Annotated in this window: 15 protein-coding genes and 1 pseudogene; 5 read left to right on the top strand and 11 right to left on the bottom strand. The window is 61.9% G+C overall.

The features are described 5' to 3' along the window. The first annotated feature begins 2 nt into the window (after positions 1-2). Together LOX95_RS00080 and LOX95_RS00075 are read left to right on the top strand one after the other, a co-directional pair. Positions 3-2729, top strand: a complete 2727-nt coding sequence (locus tag LOX95_RS00080) for a glycosyltransferase family 4 protein (RefSeq protein WP_242912255.1) — start codon at positions 3-5, stop codon at positions 2727-2729. Further along, a complete protein-coding gene (locus tag LOX95_RS00075; RefSeq protein ID WP_242912254.1) occupies positions 2719-3405 on the top strand; it encodes a hypothetical protein in 687 nt (228 codons plus the stop codon). Before LOX95_RS00080 ends, LOX95_RS00075 begins: the two co-directional genes overlap by 11 nt. Positions 3406-3417: 12 nt before the next feature. Here the strand turns inward: LOX95_RS00075 and LOX95_RS00070 are convergent, their stop codons facing one another. From LOX95_RS00070 to LOX95_RS00040, 7 genes are read right to left on the bottom strand one after another with little or no spacing between them, the layout of a single operon-like run. After that, positions 3418-4272, bottom strand: a complete 855-nt coding sequence (locus LOX95_RS00070; RefSeq protein ID WP_242912253.1) for a hypothetical protein — start codon at positions 4270-4272, stop codon at positions 3418-3420. Further along, on the bottom strand, positions 4272-4955 hold the full coding sequence (locus LOX95_RS00065; RefSeq protein WP_242912252.1) for an ABC transporter ATP-binding protein: 684 nt from the start codon (positions 4953-4955) through the stop codon (positions 4272-4274). Before LOX95_RS00065 ends, LOX95_RS00070 begins: the two co-directional genes overlap by 1 nt. Continuing rightward, on the bottom strand, positions 4955-6121 hold the full coding sequence (locus tag LOX95_RS00060; RefSeq protein WP_242912251.1) for a KpsE/RkpR family capsule polysaccharide export protein: 1167 nt from the start codon (positions 6119-6121) through the stop codon (positions 4955-4957). The genes LOX95_RS00065 and LOX95_RS00060 overlap by 1 nt, the downstream gene beginning before the upstream one ends. Positions 6122-6124: 3 nt before the next feature. Then, on the bottom strand, positions 6125-6961 hold the full coding sequence (locus LOX95_RS00055; protein WP_427846553.1) for an ABC transporter permease: 837 nt from the start codon (positions 6959-6961) through the stop codon (positions 6125-6127). A gap of 36 nt (positions 6962-6997) precedes the next feature. Continuing rightward, on the bottom strand, positions 6998-8287 hold the full coding sequence (locus LOX95_RS00050; protein ID WP_242912249.1) for a glycosyltransferase family 4 protein: 1290 nt from the start codon (positions 8285-8287) through the stop codon (positions 6998-7000). A 20-nt stretch (positions 8288-8307) separates the two neighbouring features. Then, positions 8308-9222: a hydroxymethylglutaryl-CoA lyase gene (locus tag LOX95_RS00045; RefSeq protein WP_242912248.1), complete on the bottom strand. Its 915-nt coding sequence runs from the start codon at positions 9220-9222 to the stop codon at positions 8308-8310. Further along, positions 9219-10898 carry an ArnT family glycosyltransferase gene (locus tag LOX95_RS00040; RefSeq protein WP_242912247.1) on the bottom strand — a complete coding sequence of 560 codons (1680 nt, stop codon included), beginning with the start codon at positions 10896-10898 and terminating at the stop codon, positions 9219-9221. Before LOX95_RS00040 ends, LOX95_RS00045 begins: the two co-directional genes overlap by 4 nt. 113 nt (positions 10899-11011) lie before the next feature. Between LOX95_RS00040 and LOX95_RS00035 the strand changes: the two genes are divergently transcribed. Then, positions 11012-11779 carry a glycosyltransferase family 2 protein gene (locus tag LOX95_RS00035; protein ID WP_242913077.1) on the top strand — a complete coding sequence of 256 codons (768 nt, stop codon included), beginning with the start codon at positions 11012-11014 and terminating at the stop codon, positions 11777-11779. A 126-nt stretch (positions 11780-11905) separates the two neighbouring features. On the opposite strand, the gene LOX95_RS00030 is transcribed toward LOX95_RS00035, so the two are convergent. From LOX95_RS00030 to trhA, 3 genes are all read right to left on the bottom strand, one after another. Further along, positions 11906-12262 carry a hypothetical protein gene (locus tag LOX95_RS00030; protein ID WP_242912246.1) on the bottom strand — a complete coding sequence of 119 codons (357 nt, stop codon included), beginning with the start codon at positions 12260-12262 and terminating at the stop codon, positions 11906-11908. A 1-nt stretch (position 12263) separates the two neighbouring features. Beyond that, entirely contained in the window at positions 12264-12839 is a 576-nt protein-coding gene (gene phaR / locus LOX95_RS00025) for a polyhydroxyalkanoate synthesis repressor PhaR (protein ID WP_242912245.1), read from the bottom strand. A gap of 122 nt (positions 12840-12961) precedes the next feature. Further along, complete coding sequence (gene trhA, locus LOX95_RS00020; RefSeq protein ID WP_242912244.1) at positions 12962-13681, bottom strand: PAQR family membrane homeostasis protein TrhA; 720 nt, start codon at positions 13679-13681, stop codon at positions 12962-12964. A 199-nt stretch (positions 13682-13880) separates the two neighbouring features. On the opposite strand from trhA, the gene LOX95_RS00015 reads away from it, so the two are divergent. Together LOX95_RS00015 and LOX95_RS00010 are read left to right on the top strand one after the other, a co-directional pair. Then, positions 13881-15056: an acetyl-CoA C-acetyltransferase gene (locus LOX95_RS00015; RefSeq protein ID WP_242912243.1), complete on the top strand. Its 1176-nt coding sequence runs from the start codon at positions 13881-13883 to the stop codon at positions 15054-15056. 68 nt (positions 15057-15124) lie between these two features. Beyond that, a complete protein-coding gene (locus LOX95_RS00010; protein ID WP_242912242.1) occupies positions 15125-16636 on the top strand; it encodes a polysaccharide pyruvyl transferase family protein in 1512 nt (503 codons plus the stop codon). On the opposite strand, the pseudogene LOX95_RS00005 reads toward LOX95_RS00010, so the two are convergent. Continuing rightward, positions 16637-16866, bottom strand: a pseudogene (locus tag LOX95_RS00005) (S8 family peptidase); the annotation flags it as partial.

The raw sequence follows: 16866 nt of genomic DNA, 5'->3' as shown, positions 1-16866 counted from the left end.
TTATGGCTGCTCGCAAACCACGCTTCGTGTTGGTCGACCCCAGCTTTGACGGCACCACAGGCGACAAATGGCAGTATGCGGTCGCCTTTGCGGCTTCGGCTGGGGCGAATGGTTACGAGTTCCATCTGGCTTCTGCTCGCAACTCCCCCAGCATCTCGGCCCTGCATCCCGAGATCATCGAGCACCGCATTTTCACGCACGGTTTCTACCAGCACGACAAGGTGGTGACGCGCCATAACCTGAGCCGCGATAACGCCGCCGAGCGCGCCCTGGCACAGCGCTACACGCGCAAGATCAACCGCGTAGAGCATGACATCAAACTGGCTTGGGATCGTAACGACCGGGCTTCGGTCGAGCTTGGCGACCGACGTCTGAAGGCGATCAAGCGCGAGGCTGCACGCGCGGCTCTGGAATCGGAAAAGCGCCGCGTCATTGCCGATCCGTTCAACCACGATGACTATGCCGAGGCCTTGGCCGGATTGATCCAGGAACTGGATCTAGGTGCAGGCGACCGCCTGTTCTTCCATACGGTCACGCCCGGCATGATGGAGAGCCTGTCCGAAGCCCGTCTGCGTCTGGGTATCGACAAGGTTGTAGAGGCCGAGGCCCACTACCTTTTCCACTTCGGTGCCGAGGCGTCGGACGCACGCACCTTCCTGGATCGCTACTACTCCTATTCGCACTTCGACAGCATGGCCCAGCGCCTGAAGTCGGGTTCGCCGTTCAAGAACAACTATCTTCTCGCGACCAGCCCCGAGCTGGCCGAGGAATGCGAGGACCTGTTCGGCGTGCCGTGCGGCCTGTTCGAAGGTCTGGCCAACTTGCCGGTGGTCATGAAGGCCATCGGCGGCGAGGAGGCCGAGCAGCGCCTGCGAGAAAATCGCTCCGGTCCGGCTCTTAAAGATCGTCCCTTCAAGGTCGTAGCCCGTGCAGTGGACCTCAAGCCCGAAGCTTGCGAGGCCCTGAAGGCGTCGATTGCCCTGATGCGAGGGCAGGGTGTGGAGATGGACCTGCGGGTCATCTATCACCAGAATGCGATCCGGCCTCTTCGCGATATCGCGGCAGTGCTGGGTGACGAGGTCACCTTCGTCGATACCGACGATAACGACGACTACATCCGCGCCCTGGCCGATGCCGATCTGGTGGTGCTGAGCTATGTGGCCGAGCACTACGCAAAACGCGTGAGTGCGGTCTTGCACGACTGCTCGGTTATCGGTGTGCCTTGCCTGGTGCCCGCCGACACCACCATGGCCCGCACACAGGACTATGCCGACGTAACGATCTTCCAGCATGTCTCGGAACTTCCGGGCATGATCTACAGCGTCTGGAAGTCGCGCATCTCGCCACAGGCCGCCGATCGGACGAACGCCACAATGGCCGAAGCCCGTCGCCGCTTTGCGACCGATGTCGTCCAGCGCGTCATTGCCGGCCAGACTGTGCCTGCGGTGGTCGGCGACGATCATCCGAAGGTGGTTGTGGTCGTCATGCCGGCATGGGGACGTTGCGGCAGTTCGTTCGCAATGGAGGCGCAGATCCGCTTTTTCGTGAATGCGGGCTATTTCGTCATCCAGACCTTCATGTTCGACAAGGCCGTCCGCGCCGATGCCAGCATGGATTATCTGTGGACCCTGCTGCGCGAAAACTCGGTCTATACCCGCGGCAATGTCCAGCGCATCATGTTCGTCTCTCCGGAGCGTATGGAGCAGCTGGAAGACAGCAACGACTTCCTGAAGCTGACGCCTTTCTACCAGCAGCAGGCACGCATCGCGGCGGCGGACATCGTTGAACCGCACCTGCTGACGGCCTGCAAGAACGCTAACCTCACTGTTGTGAACCACGTCTTCCACAGCGGCTGGGCCAAACGCTATTGCGGCGGTCCAAAGATCCTCGAGACCCACGACATCCAGTCCTACCAGATGGCCAAATGGCCGCTGGTGGATGCCCGTGACGAAATGCCGGCCGGTCTTGCCGGACTGCTACGAGACGAGATGGCGGAAATCGGTACCTTCGATTACGTCATCAACGTCGCGCCCGAAGAGCACCGCATTATCAGCCTGTCGGCCAAGGAATCGGCCCTTCTGGTGCCCTACATCCCGTCCCGCAAGCCAAACCCCGCGATGAAACGCATCAGCGACATGGTGGCCAGCGAAGGCTGGAGCGAGTGGTATCAGGGCATTGACACTTTCGATCTGCTGCTGGCGGGGGACTCACACCCCGCCAACGTCGAGTCCGCCCACTGGTTCATGAACGAGGTGTACAAGCCGCACCTGAAGCGACTGGGCAAACGGCTGGTCATCACCGGCCGTCTTAGCGACAAGCTGTATGAATCGTTCGCCGGTTTGGAGGGCGTATTCTATGCAGGCTTCGTCAATGACCTGACGACCATTCGTGCATTGAGCAAGGTGTCCATCCTGCCGGATCGCCGTGGAACGGGTATCTCCATCAAGACGCTGGAAACCTTCGAGGAAGGTGCCGCATTCGTGGCGACTTCGGTGGCGATGCGTGGCCTTGAAAGCGAGGCTGTTGAGCGCATCCCCACGTTTGACAGCGGTCCGGAGTTCGCCGCCGAGATTATCCGCCTGCTCAACAGTACCAAGGCGCGCGAAGCTATGAAGGCCGTCGGCCTTGAGGCTTATGAGAGCGTGTCGGGCCAGGAGCGCTTCAACGCAGAATGGCGGCGGATTGTCGGACATGTTTACGCCGCAGCAGGGCAGGCTGATGCCCGCTGAGGCGGTCCCCGTCCTCGAGGTTCTGATCATCGAGGGTGACAACGGGGTAGACCCGTCGGTCAGCCTCGAGGTCACCCTTGCTTCTCTGCGCGCCGCGCAAGTGGGCGGGCACAACCTCAGGGCTACGCTGGGTTTCCCCGCACCCGAGGGCATCGAGGCCCTTGGCGGTGATCTGGAAATCGGTGTCCGGCCCGAGATAACGGTTGCCGCGAAGGACGGCCATCTAGCGCTCGGGGCCTTGGCCAGCGAGCGGTTCTATATCGTGCTGGAGCGCGGTCAGGTTTTCCCGTGGACCGTGAAGCCGTATCAGTTGTTCCGGCAGGGGCGGGCGGCATACTTTGGCACCTATGGGGCCGAGGACGCCCTTCAGCGTGCCCGCGCCGCGATTGTCAGTGGCTTTGCCGCCCCGACCGCGGTGCTGCCTGCAAGCCCAGCTGTCATTTATTCTGCGGCCCTAGCGCAGCGGGCGCTCATCATGCTGCAGTCCATGTACGGACCGTCATATCGGACGTGGAAGGGCGATCTGGCGTCAGAGGCCGCCCTTTACGGGCTGATGAACGAAGATCGCATGCATATCGACCATTTCCTGGTCGAACGCGCTTCGTCCCCTCTGGGCAATATCCCGTCACCGGCAACCGATATGGATCGCCCCTACGCCCGTCTGACCGGTAACTAGCCTCCGCAGGCGTTAGCCTTCCAACGGCGAAACGTAGGTCAGCTTCAGATTACCAAGGCGCAGGAAGCCCTGCAGTTGCGCGGCATCGGTCGCCACCATGCAGTGAGCCGCATCGGGACGATCCAGCTTGGCATCCAGGCTGACCTGATAGCGGCCCGACTTGCGGATCAGGGTGGTGAACAGCGTCTTCTCCAGCGCCGCTCCACCCAGTTGGAACGCAAAACGCGGTACACCTGTCTCGACGTCGACCTCGAAGTCCATCACGACGTTCCAGATGCCTGCGGGCAGGAAGATATAGGGGCCGGTAAGGATGTGACGGGCCCGTCCGGTCAGGTCCACCCAACCGTCCTGATCGGCTTTGTATTCCGGCGAGCTTGCGATGAAGGCGTCGCGCCAGTCCCAACTCTTGCCGCGCGGAATGGGCCACTCGGCAAAGATATCCGACAGCAGCTTTACCGATTCCGGCGAAACGGAACTCGTGTCCCCCGCGGGGACGTCGGCAAAGCGCAGAACCTGCGCGCCGCTCGCCTCCAGCCACGCCACGCCCATGGCTGCGCCGGACGCATGGCTGCGCACCCAGTACTCAGGCTGGTCGGGCTGCATGGCGCGGTGGAAGCCGAGGTAACTCGCCAGCGAAGAGGCCGGCACGACCGTCCAACGGGCTCCACCCTGAGTGAACTGGCCGAATTCTATGTCGTGAAAGACCGTGATGTCGGACGTCAGATTGGCAATCCGCTCGTCGGTCACCTTGTCATAGGTGACTTCCAGCGTTTTGCCCTGATCGGCCGCCATCTGTTGCAGGCGGGCGATAACCGCATGCGACTCGAGCGAAAACGGGACGAATACAAGGGGGCCAAGGGGGGGCATTAAGCGGCTCTCAGCCAACTATAGACGTCTACGGCTTCCTCGATGTCGTCGAACATCTTGGCCTTGCCGCTCTCGATAATCAGCGCGCGATCGCACAGCGAGGTGATCAGGTGCATGTCGTGTGATGCAATGATGAAGGTGCGTTCCTGACGGCGCTCGAACAGTTCGACCTGACATTTACGCTGGAAACGGCTGTCGCCCACGGCGACCAGTTCGTCGATCAGGTAGCAGTCGAACTCGATCGCCAGAGACAGGCCGAACGCCAGTCGCGCACGCATACCCGACGAATAGTGCCGCACAGGCAGCTTCAGCTTTTCGCCCAGCTCGGCAAAGGAGTCGACGCGGTGAAGCGTCTCCTCGATGTCCTTGTTGTACAGGCGGGCGAGGAAGCGAATGTTGTCGTGCCCCGACAAACTGCCCTGAAAGCCGCCCCCGAAGCCGATAGGCCATGACGCTGTGCAGCCCCAGTTGATGGAGCCGGAGGTCGGCATCAGCGCGCCTCCGAGCATTTTGATAAGCGTCGACTTGCCCTGACCGTTGCGGCCCAAAAGAGCGAGGCGGTCCTTGGGGCGCAGCGAGAAGCTGAGTTCGTCGAAAACCTTGTGACCATTGGGATAGGTCTTGGCCAACTGGCGCACATCAAGCGCCAGCCGTTCCGGGGTTTCCTGCAAGGTATCCGACATCATTCGTTGCGGTGCTCGCGCACGCCTGCCCACATCAGGGAGCCACAGGCGAAGATGAGCAGGCACGAAGCGAATACCGTCAAGATGTTCATCAGACGACGCGGCTGGGTCGAAGCATCCGGCAGGTTCGGCTCGACGACGCGGTCAAGGAACAGCAACTGGCGACGGGCATCCACACGCGCCGTCTCCAGCGCCTGATTTGCGGCGGTCAGGGTGCGGGTGGCGACGTCACGCTGGAAGACCAGTTCCTCATAGGAGGCGATCTTGGGGGCCAACGAGGTCGAGGTGCCGGCAATCTTGACGCGCTCTTCGGCGATCTGCTGGCGGTAGGATTCGATGCGACGGTCCAGCGGCTGCAGCAGCGGGCTTTGCGGCGTGTCGCGTGCGATCTGGCGGCGCTCAGCCTCCAGCGTCGCCAGTTCACCCATCAGACCGCCCAGAAGCTCGGCACTGGCCTTGGCCATGTGTTCCGGATCGACGATCTGCTCGCGGTTACGGAAGCTGGTCACAGCGTTCTGGGTGGCTTTGACGCGTTCGGTCGCCTCGCGGACGGTGCGCTCGGCTTCATCAATGGCGGCTTGCGACGAGCGGGCATTGATGCCGTTGACGATCTCTTCGCCACCGGTCAGCAGGCTTTGGGCGACCGCTTGCGCGTCCTTGGGCGTGAAGGCCTCGACGCGCAGGGTGCTGATGCCGGTGGTGGAATCATAGCCCACCGTCACGAAGCGCTGGATGCCCTTGTACAGGTCTTCGCCCGTACCCTTCTGCCAGGGGCGGACAGCCCGCGACAGCGGATCGGCCTGTGTCGACATGAAGATGTTCGACAGGTTGTGGCGCTTTTTCAGGAAGTCGACGCTGGCCCGCGAGCGAGTGAACTCGTGGACGATAAAGGCGTCGGTCGGGGTGGGCGACAGACCCACGCTGGCCAGCGAAAGGCCCAGCGCGTTCGGTCCGGACTGGCCAGCGCGGCGCACAACGAAACGGGTCTCGGACACATAGCGCGGCGACGCGATGGCGAGATTGTAGACCGCAGACGCCAGCGTCGGCAGCACGACCACAATGATGCCAGCCACCACAACGGGTTTCTGCCACCAGCGCGACTTGCGCTTGGTCGAGCGCGTCTGATCCAGCGGCTCTAGGAAGCGGATTTCAGCTTGATCAGACATTTATCACTCGGTTTCGATGTAGTTGCCGTAGATTTTCAGCATTATCAGGCCAAGAAGCATCAGAACGCCTCCGAAGGCAATCGGGTACCAGGCCGTGTAGTGCGTCGGAATAAACTCGCCCCAGATACCGGCGCGGACCATTTCAATCGCGTGCGGGAAGGGGATGTACAGGAAGTACTCGCGATAGGATGCGGGCACATACTCGGCCATCACGAAGGCACCCGAAAGCGGGATCATGATGTACAGCGTCAGGTTGTTGAGGCGTTCCACCGCTTCATAGCGGATCGACAAGGCGGCCATGACCATGGCGAAGCCGAACGACACCCACGCTAGAATGAACCAGCCCGAATAGAGCAGGATCCAGTCCTTGGGCATGTCCACCTGTCCCAATGCCAGAAGCAGGGCATAGACGATGAAGAAGGCGAGGGTGGAGCCGAGAATTTCGAGGATAGCGCGGGCCAGATAGATGTGAAGCGGCTGCACCTTGCGATGGAACAGCAGGCCCGTATTGGCCTGAAGGGCATGCAGGGAGTGGGTCACAAGGTGACGCAGCAGCAGCAGGCACATGTACCCGCTCATGGTGAAGGGTGCGACGCGGATGCCGTGCTCGTATTCGGGCTTGATGGCAGACCACAGAATGATCACGCCCAGACAGAAGGCCAGCGGCTCGGCAATCAGCCAGAAGAAACCGATGCCTTCGCGGCCATAGCGCGTCATCATCTCACGCATGATCAATGCGTAAAGCGTACGGCCAAGCTCGACAGGTGCGCGGCAGAACGAACGAAGACGCGAACGGCGCGTCCCCAGGCGATTTGCCCCTTGGCTTTGGACTTGTGGCATACGGCCCCTAGATGCTCCGGTTCCAGCGCGTCACGATTACAGCAAACCAACCGTACGATAAACGCTTTCTAAGCGTTGCCGGTAATTCTGCGCTGAAAACATATTGGAACGTTCTGCGCCCAATACTTTCAGGTCGCGGCGTAAATCCATGTCACTATCCAACTGAATAATGGCCCGTTGGATGGCGACAGGGTCGTAGGGATCCACGACCACACCGGCATTTCCGACCACTTCTTCCAGTGCATGACCACTCGACGCCAGTATCGGGGTACCCGCGGCCATGGATTCGAGAGCCGGTAGGCCAAAGCCTTCGTAGAGCGACGGGAAGAGGGTGGCCTTGGCTGTGCGGATCAGGCGATCCAGCACGGAGCGGGGCATATAATCCAGCTTGATGATCTTGCTGTTGCCATGCTCCAGCACGCTGTTCAGCAGACCGGTCTCGTATTCGTCCAGCCACGAGCGACCGCCGACAATAACGAGAGGGGTCTTGCTCCGGCTTTCCAAATAGGCCTCGACGATCCGGCCAAGATTCTTCTTCGGCTCGATCGCGCCATAGAACAGGAAGAAGCCTTCCGGCTCGAGACCGAGATTGTTGGCCAGCCATTCGGCATCGGCATCGCGGTCACCGGCTTCCGGCTGGATCACAGGCTGATAGGTCACCGACACCTTGTCATCTGCGATGGCGCAGACTTCGAGTAGATCGCGCTTGGTGTGCTCGGACACGCAGATGATGTGGTCTGCACGCTCGCAACTGGCCTTGAGCTGACGATAGTAGGCCGGCTTCTGCTCCTTGGTGGTGTGCGGCAGCTTCAGCGGGATGATGTCGTGCACCGTCAGGATATTGGTCGTCTGCGGCGCATGCAGGGGCATGGGGCAAGTCCAGTGCATGACGTCCGGCGTGGCTATGCCACTGCGTCCGGCATCAAAGCGCACCGGCGTAATGGTGCCGTGTTGGTGATAGGCGCGGTTGGCCAGATAGAAGATTTCATGGGCCAGCCAATAGGCCTCGGCTCTTGGGCGACGCATGCCGTCAGTGGGCCAGATGACCTGATCGGACGGCGTGATAGCATGGGCGTTGCGGCCAAAGCGGGCCGTGCGGGTGCTGAGAGCGCGGGCAAAGCCGCCCTTGCGCGAGCGGTTGGTGCTGGCAATGACGGCGACCTCGTCCATCACCGCGGTTTCCTGACGACCCACCGACGGGCCGTACAGCACCTGACCCCGAGCGCCGATATTGGCGATGCCTTCCAGCAGAGTATGGCCATAGGTGGCGATACCCGTGCCGTGCGGCATGGCGAGGTTGAAGCCGTCAATACAGGCGGTGATCATCTAGGACGCTGTCAGTTATTTCAGCCCCACGCACCGGCGCGGCTGAGCGCGCTGGGGACGGGGCGATTAAGATGGATGCCGATCCAACGGGCGGTGTCGATCAACGCGTCTAGATCGTATCCGGTTTCAAAGCCTGCACGATGAAGTGCATACACAAGGTCTTCGGTGGCCAAATTGCCCGTAGCACCCGGTGCAAACGGACAACCGCCAATACCGCCGACCGAGGCATCCAGAATGTCGACGCCCGCCTCTACGCCTGCATAGGCGTTGGCGAGGCCGGTATTGCGCGTGTCGTGGAAATGCAGGCGCAGTTTGGCTTCCCGGGCCACCTTGCGGGCGGCTTCGATCTTGCGCGTGACGCTCCACGGATCGGCGACGCCGATGGTGTCGGCCAGCGCGATTTCCTTGAGCCCGAGTTCGGCGATTGCGCCAACCATGTCGCTGACCTGATCCACCGAAATCTCGCCGTCGAAGGGGCAGCCCCAGACGCATGACAGCGTTGCCGACAATGACGGGACGTTTTCGCCCGCGCCCTCGGCATTGGCGCGGCCGGCAACGATATCGGACAGCATCTGGAGCTGTTCCTTCGGAGCCAGTCCCTGATTTTTGAGGCCGAAACCCTCGCTGACCGACAGGGAGATATTGACCTCGTCCACGGGGGTGCCCAGTGCGCGGTCATAGCCCTTGCCGTTCAGCACAAGGCCGATGCGGCTGCGCCCACTCTCGTGGGGAAGGCCCGCCATGACCTCTTCTGCGCCGGCCATCTGGGGTACGTATTTGGGATGGACGAAGCTGACGGCCTCGATGCGCTTTGCACCCGCGGTCTCGAGGCGGTGAACGAATTCCAGACGCACCTCGGGGGTGAGGACTGTTTTCTCGTTCTGGAGGCCGTCGCGAGGGCCGACCTCGACGATTTCGATAAAGCGGCGCGTCATGGGCGGGGGGCGTCCTGAGGTTCGGTCACGGTTGGAGCATAGACAGTCAGTCGTACGTCCTCGCCGTTGGAATAGTTGTGGCCGCGCACTTCGCCGACCGACCGGCTCGAGGTGCCAAGCTCTGCCAATGCCATGCGGAAGCTGCGGTCATCGCGCGCCTCGACGATAGCGGGGCGTCCCTCGGCCAATGCCTTGGCCGCGCCGGCACCGTCGGTCAGCTGGGTCTCGCGTCCCGTCAGGAAGACGAAGCTGGGTTCATGGAAGCCGGTGATCGCGATTGGGCCGGGGATATGCCCTTGCGCGGGATGGACACCGGCGCGATTCAGCGTCTGCACCAGTTGCGGAGCAACAGACAAAGGTTTGAGCTGGCGCAGGGTGCCGCTGAAGGTAGCGTGACCGATAACCCCGAAGATCATAGCTGCCAGAATAGCCGTCACCGCCGCGCGGTTGATCAGCATGAATCCGCCGATGGCAGCGGCCATCACCAGACTGACAATCGTCACATTGGCCCATGTCTGTGCCGTCGAGCGGCCAAACTCGGTCAGGCCGTAGAGCACGACAAAGCTGAGGGTGACGGCGACAAGTAGGCTAAGTCCGGCCCCCGCCCATCGCGAGAAGCGCCCCAGCGGCTGCGTCAGCGCAGCAGCCATCAAGAGCGCCAGCGCACCGAAGGTCGGCAGGGTGTAGTGAACCAGCTTGGTCGGTGCCAGTTCGAACACCAGCCACGCGGGCAGCATCCAGCAGATGGCGAAACGGACGATGGGCTCGGCGCGGCGCTTCCATGCGGTGACGATGGCAGCAGGCAACAGCAGCGTCGCGGGGAACAGCAAAATGGGCGACAGGGCCAGATAGGTACCGAACGGCGCACCATGGCTTTCGTGCGCGCCGACAAGCTTGGGGGCAAGATCGCCGCCCAGTGCCTGACGCCAGAAACCGCCGTCAGTAGCGATAGTGATGGCGATGGCCCACGGCCCGACGATGAGGGCCAATACCGGTATGCCCCAACCCCATCCCAGCTTGCCCAGCCAGCGGACGTTCCGGTCCCATAGTGTCAGGGCAAGAATGGTCAGCAGGGCGACCATCGGGCCAATGGGGCCCTTGATCAGGATGGACAGGCCGATGGCTAGCCAGAAGAGAAGCTTGTGGGATCTTTGCGGTGTCTCGCCCGCCCGCGTCGCCAGATAAATCCGAGCCAGAGCGGCCAGTGCCAGCGTCGTGAGGCCGCACAACATGGCATCTGTTTTGGCGATACCGGCTTCGGTCGATAGCAGGAAGGTCGTGCCTAATATGGCCCCCGCCAGAAAACCGGCGCGGCGATCAAGAGTGGCCGATCCCAGCCATGCTACGGCCCACGCCGCCAGCATCGCCCCGAGCAGGGAGGGAATGCGGTAGGGCTGGATGGCCCTGTGCGCCGGATCAGAAACGGTCGCGACCACAGCGGCCTGCATCCAGTGGATGCCGACCGGCTTTTTCCAACGCGGTTGATCCTGATAGCGGATGTCCACGAAGTCGCCGCTTTCCAGCATCTGCGATGTGGCTTGGGCGAATCGCGCTTCATCCCGATCCAGCGGCGGGAGCAGCAAAAGCCCCGGAAGCCCGGCAATCAGGGTGAGCAAGGCCGCGAGCGCAGGGCCGCGCCATCCGGCGATAAATCGATCCAGGTTCGGACGCGTCATGACCATAGTCGTATCACGCGTCGCTCAAAGGGTGAAAGCTTTTGCCGCGCAATAGATTGATCGGTTCGGCACAGGGCATATCCGAACGCCGAATGTTGGGTTACATCCACGCTATGACCTCTATCGCTTCGACGCCGTTGTCGCCTGACCCTACCGACGAGATCCTTATATCGGTGGTCGTGCCCGTCCATGACGAGGCGGGGGCAGCCGTTACTCTGGCGCGCGATATTGCGGCAGCGTTTGAGGGCCAGTCGTTTGAAATGATCTTCGTCGACGATGCCAGCCGGGATGACACCCTGAAGCGCCTGCGCGCCGCCAAGGATGAACTGCCGATGCTGCGCGTGCTGTCGCATGGTCAGAATGCGGGACAATCGCGGGCGGTGCGCAGCGGTGTTCTGGCGGCGCGGGGGTCCATTATCGTAACGTTGGACGGCGATGGACAGAATCCGCCCCACGACGCGCCGCGTCTGGTCCAAGCCTTGCGCGCGGCACCGGCTGAGGTCGGATTGGTGGGCGGCCGACGCGCCAAGCGGCAGGACAGTGCGGCCAAACGCAGCGCCTCTTTGTGGGCCAACCGTATCCGCAAACGCCTGTTGCAGGACGATGCCGATGATACCGGTTGCGGCCTGAAAGTTTTCCGGCGCGAGGCCTTCTTGCGCCTTCCGTATTTTGATCACATGCACCGCTATCTGCCCGCGTTGATGATCCGCGAGGGCTATCGCAACCTGTATATGGACGTCGATCACCGCCACCGCGAGACGGGCCGCTCCAAGTATACGAACTGGGGGCGTCTCAAGGCCTCGTTCTCTGATCTTCTGGGCGTGATGTGGCTCAAGTCACGCAGCCGCTCGCCGGGTAAGGTCGAGGAATACGGAGCCTAGCTAAAAGCCAGGAAGATCAGGCTGACGAGCGTTAGTTCGAACAGTCGGACGGCAGGCGTGTAAAGGGCTGACATGCGGGCTCCGGCGCGGTGATGCCGTCATGCCCAGCAAACCGGATGCCAGTTTTCAGATTTCGGCTTTACGACGCACACCCGGTGAAGGGCGACGGTCCTTAGAGCCGGAAAACTCGCGACTTAAATAGGTGCTGCGGGCAGCATCCAGCACCTCGGGCCCACCCTTGAGCCCGCGCTTTTTGCCGGGCTGACCCAGCACCTGCGCGGCAAATGCCGCCGGTGGTGGTGCGGGGACGCAGGCAGGCTTTGCCGAGGGCTTCGCCTCGACACCCGTAGGGACAACAGCTGTCGTTTGGGAGCCTGCGGGTTTACGGCGGTCGCCCTGACGCCGGTCGCCGTGTCGGGGACCAACAGCGTCGACGCCCGTTTGTGATCCGGCCGCTGAGACCGGTTCGACAGGCCTCGTCATCTTACTGACCGGACGCCTTGGAAAGGCGATCCAGCTGTTCGCGCATGGCCGCCATCTGGCGTTTCATTTCGCTCAGATCGTCGGCGGGTTTTTCCGGCTTTTCAGACGCCTCAGCCTGCGAGGCAGGAGGCGTGGCTGTACCGAAACCCGGGAACATTCGCATGGCGCGCTCGAACATGGCCATGTTCTGGCGTACGGCTTCTTCCATGATCGTGCCGCCCGGCGTCTGGGCGAAGGCGCGGGTAAACTGCTGGCGCAGCTCGTCTTGCTGGCGGGTGAAGCTGTCCAGCGACATTTCCAGATAGGACGGCAGGACCGACTGCATCTTGTCGCCGTAGAAACCGATCAACTGTCGTAGGAACTGAACCGGAAGCAGGGCTTCGCCGCGGTTCTCCTGTTCGAAGATGATCTGGGTCAGGATCTGGCGGGTCAGATCGTCATTGGACTTGGCGTCATAGACGACGAACTCGACTCCCTGACGCACCATTTGCGCCAGATCGTCCAGCGTCACATAGCTGCTGGACGCCGTATTATAGAGCCGGCGGTTGGCGTACTTCTTGATGACGACCACACCCATGTGCATTCCACCCTGTGAAGAACTATGTCCTGCGGCGCTTTTCGCGCTTTTGTGCAGCACACCATCACGCATTGCGGGCGCTAAGGCGAGTCTCGTTTTTCAAACTGTGGTGATGGGCGTACTCAGCCGAAATTCGGGGCTAGAACCACGCCGATCAGAATGGCGGCCCAGTGCATGCCCGCGCCCGCGACGACAAAGCCGTGCCAGATAGCGCGGCGGAACTTCAGGGCGCGGTTGATGAAGAACAGCACACCGACCGTATAGGTCACGCCACCGGCCACCAGCAGTCCCAGCGCCACCGGCGATACGGTGTCGATCATCGGCTTGATCGCAAAGACAATCAGCCACCCGAACAGCACATAGACGCATGACCAGAAGACATCGCTGAGGCGCGGGACGAACATTTTGGCGAACGCACCGCCCAGACCGATCGCCCAGACCAGAGCCGTGAACCCGATCGAAAGCGAGCCCTCGAAACGCTGGGTGGTGATGGGGGTATAGGAGCCTGCGATCATCAGGAAAATGAAGGCCTCGTCCAGCCGGCGCAGCACAGGACGCGCGGCGCAGGGATGTGTCTGGTTATAGATAGTCGAGGCTGTCAGCATACCGATCAGGCACAGGCTGTAGAGCAAGGTCGCCGCCATTGCCCCGATGCCCGAGTAGATGCCCGCCAGCGTCGCCAGAACCCCGGCACCGACCAGTGCAGCAATCAGCCCTATGAGGTGCACCCAAAGGTCCGCCAGCTTTGCAGCGCGGCTTTCGTAATGCTCTTCCATATCCAGAGCGTCCGCCTTCATCATGTGGCGGCCTAGGCGACGGAGGACTGGGACTTTATCGGTCATGCGAGGAATCCGTTCGGGGGACAGTTTGCAACGCGGGTACTTGTCTTAGAACTCGCAAACGCGGGCACCGTTCAACACCATAGAGGCGGGAAGATGACATGGCACAGGCCCGCTCTCCAAAACGATAACACCCAAGCCTAACTTGCACCGCGATTGCTGCATGTGCGAAGACGGGAAAAATCCTGTGGGAGTGAATATTGTGAAAGACGTCGTCATCGTTTCTGCCGCCCGTACTCCGGTTGGCTCCTTCCTCGGCTCGCTTTCGTCGCTCCCGGCGTCAAAGCTGGGCGAGATTGCCATCAAGGGCGCTCTGGAGCGCGCAGGCGTCTCGGGCGAGGAAGTGGATGAGGTCATCCTTGGTCAGGTGCTGCAGGCGGGCGCAGGTCAGGGACCGGCACGTCAGGCTGCCATCAATGCCGGTATCCGCAAGGAAGCGGCGGCCTGGTCGCTGAACCAATTGTGTGGATCGGGCTTGCGTGCAGTGGCTCTGGGCTATCAGCAGGTTGCGCAGGGCGATGCCAATATCGTCGTCGTCGGTGGTCAGGAATCCATGTCGCAGGCCCCGCACCTGCAAGTCCTGCGCACGGGTCACAAGATGGGCGCTGTTACGCTCGAAGACCACATGCTGCGCGACGGTTTGCTGGATGCTTTCCACGGCTACCACATGGGTCAAACCGCCGAGAACATCGCCAACAAGTGGGAACTGAGCCGCGCCGAGCAGGACCAGTTCGCCGTCGCCAGCCAGAACAAGGCCGAAGCCGCCCAAAAGGCAGGCAAGTTTGCCGAGGAAATCGTTCCGGTGACCGTTCCGGGTCGCAAGGGTGACGTGATCGTCGATCAGGACGAATACATCCGTCACGGTGCGACCATCGAGGCCATGGAAAAGCTGCGTCCGGCCTTCGTGAAGGACGGCTCGGTTACGGCCGCCAACGCTTCGGGCATCAATGACGGTGCCGCCGCTCTGGTCCTGATGTCGGCCGAAGAAGCTGCCAAGCGCGGTCTGGAGCCGCTGGCCCGCATCGCTTCGTGGGCGACTGCAGGTGTTGATCCGGCGATCATGGGCACCGGCCCGATCCCGGCCTCGACCCGCGCTCTGGAAAAGGCTGGCTGGAAAATCGAAGACCTCGACCTGATCGAGTCGAACGAAGCCTTCGCTGCCCAGTCGCTGTGCGTGGTCAAGGAACTGAACCTTGATCCGGCCAAGGTGAACGTCAACGGCGGCGCTATCGCTATCGGCCATCCGGTCGGTGCTTCGGGTGCGCGCATCCTCACCACCCTGCTGTTCGAAATGAAACGTTCGGGAGCCAAGAAGGGTCTGGCCACCCTCTGTGTCGGCGGTGGCATGGGCGTCGCCCTGTGCGTCGAGCGCGCCTGATCTAAGCTGGACTGACGGCTGAACAGTCACTAGGCCTGAAGGCGAGAGATCGTCTTCAGGCCTTTTTAGTGCCTGAAGACCATGGCGGGGAGCTGAGCGTGGGCGAAGGTATCGACAAACGTATTCCGTATTATACGCGGGGTGCCTCGACGTTTAATTTCGGCGATTACCTGAGCGAGTATTTCGTGCACCGGATGCTGGGGGAGCCATTCGTCGATGCGGCCCAGTACCGGCTTGTCGGCAGCGCCATTAGTGACGCGCTGGTGGACCAGGACCTGCGCGGACTGTCCGGAACATCACGACTGGCTTTCTGGTGCTGCGGTGCGAGGGGAGAAGAAGGGCTGTCGGCGGACAGGCAGGCGCGCTGTGACTTCTGGGGTGTGCGCGGGCCTTTGACGCGCCGTGCGCTTGGATTGCCCGAGGATACGCCGCTGGGCGATCCGGGTTTTCTGATCCCCCTGCTGTACACTCCGAAGCGCGATGAAGCCTCGGCGGGCAAGACCGCGGTCATGGTGCATTTCTCGGCCAAGGATCGCAGCGATGCCCTGAAAGAACAGGTTGGTGCCGATGTGGGGCTGAGCCCTGCGGTCACCTCGATGGAGGAACTGGAACGGCTCTTCGATCAGATCGCCTCGGTCGACTTTCTGCTGACCGCCTCGCTGCATGGCGCGATCATCGCCTGCGCGCTGGGCACGCCATTTGCGTTCTGGACCTATGGTGAAATCGACGTCCCGTTCAAATGGGAGGATACGGCAGCTCTTCTGGGCATCAAGGCCGCGTTCCACGAGACCCTCGAGGATGGACGGCGTTGGTGGGAACAACAACAACCCTCGCTGATGCGACCGGCGCTGGTGCCCATGCTGTCTGCATGCCCATTCGCGGTGCGACCGTTAATCTGGCAACGCGCCTTTGCAGCCGATGCCGCCGCCGGACATCCGGTCACCTCATCGGGGTTTGATCGGGATGACTGGATCGCGCTGGCGCGTCAGCGCAATGCCGATGCCCGTGAAGAGCGTGGTCCGGTTCAGTCCGCCTCGGTTACGGTCCGAAGTGAACTGGCTGCGGTAACCGAGCGCCTGTCGGAAGTTACCGCGTTTCTGGCCCGTCGAGCCAAGGCTCTGGATGTCGATTTCCGCCAGACGCCGACCGTCAACTTCGCGGACCAGACCCCCGGTCATGCCCTGCTGACTACGGGATGGACGGCGGCCAACGACGTTGCGCCTTGGAGCTTGCCACCGTTCGGCGAGATCGTGCTGCGCGCCGGTTCGGGTTGGGAAGAGGCGGATACCCTGTCCCTGTCCGGATATCTTTATGCTCCGATGCTGGAAGACGGGCGGGCAGAACGCACGATCTGGGTCTGGCTCAACGAGGTTCTGGCCTTCGAATACACCTTCACCAATACGACGGGTCAGCCCAGCATGGTCGTGGATTTGACGATGCCGATTGCGCCGCACCTCAAGATGCCGCGCGATCTGGTGGTTCGGATCTACCTCAATCCCGTACCCACGCCTGCGGCACTTGGCGTGTTCGAGGACAATCGCCCCATCGGACTGGCCCCACTTCGGCTTACGCTGTCCTGATCAGAAGTTCCGCTGCCACACGGCCATGAAGGCGTAGCCGGGTTTGGCATCGCGGCGGTGCTGTTCGTCACGGATGGCGGTGGCTTGTAGTTGCAGGGACGAGCCGTCCGGCAGGGCGTGAAGGCTGCGTACGCTCATGTCGATCTCGCGGCCCGTAGGCGTGGCCGAGAAGCGACGGCGCGAGAAGGTCACCGGATCGAAATAATCCAGCGGCACGTCGGCCAAGGTGG

It is taken from the genome of Brevundimonas pishanensis (assembly GCF_022750635.1).
GTDB lineage: Bacteria > Pseudomonadota > Alphaproteobacteria > Caulobacterales > Caulobacteraceae > Brevundimonas > Brevundimonas pishanensis.
Note: the sequence above shows the minus strand (reverse complement) of the source record. Positions and strands in the feature narration are given on the sequence as shown.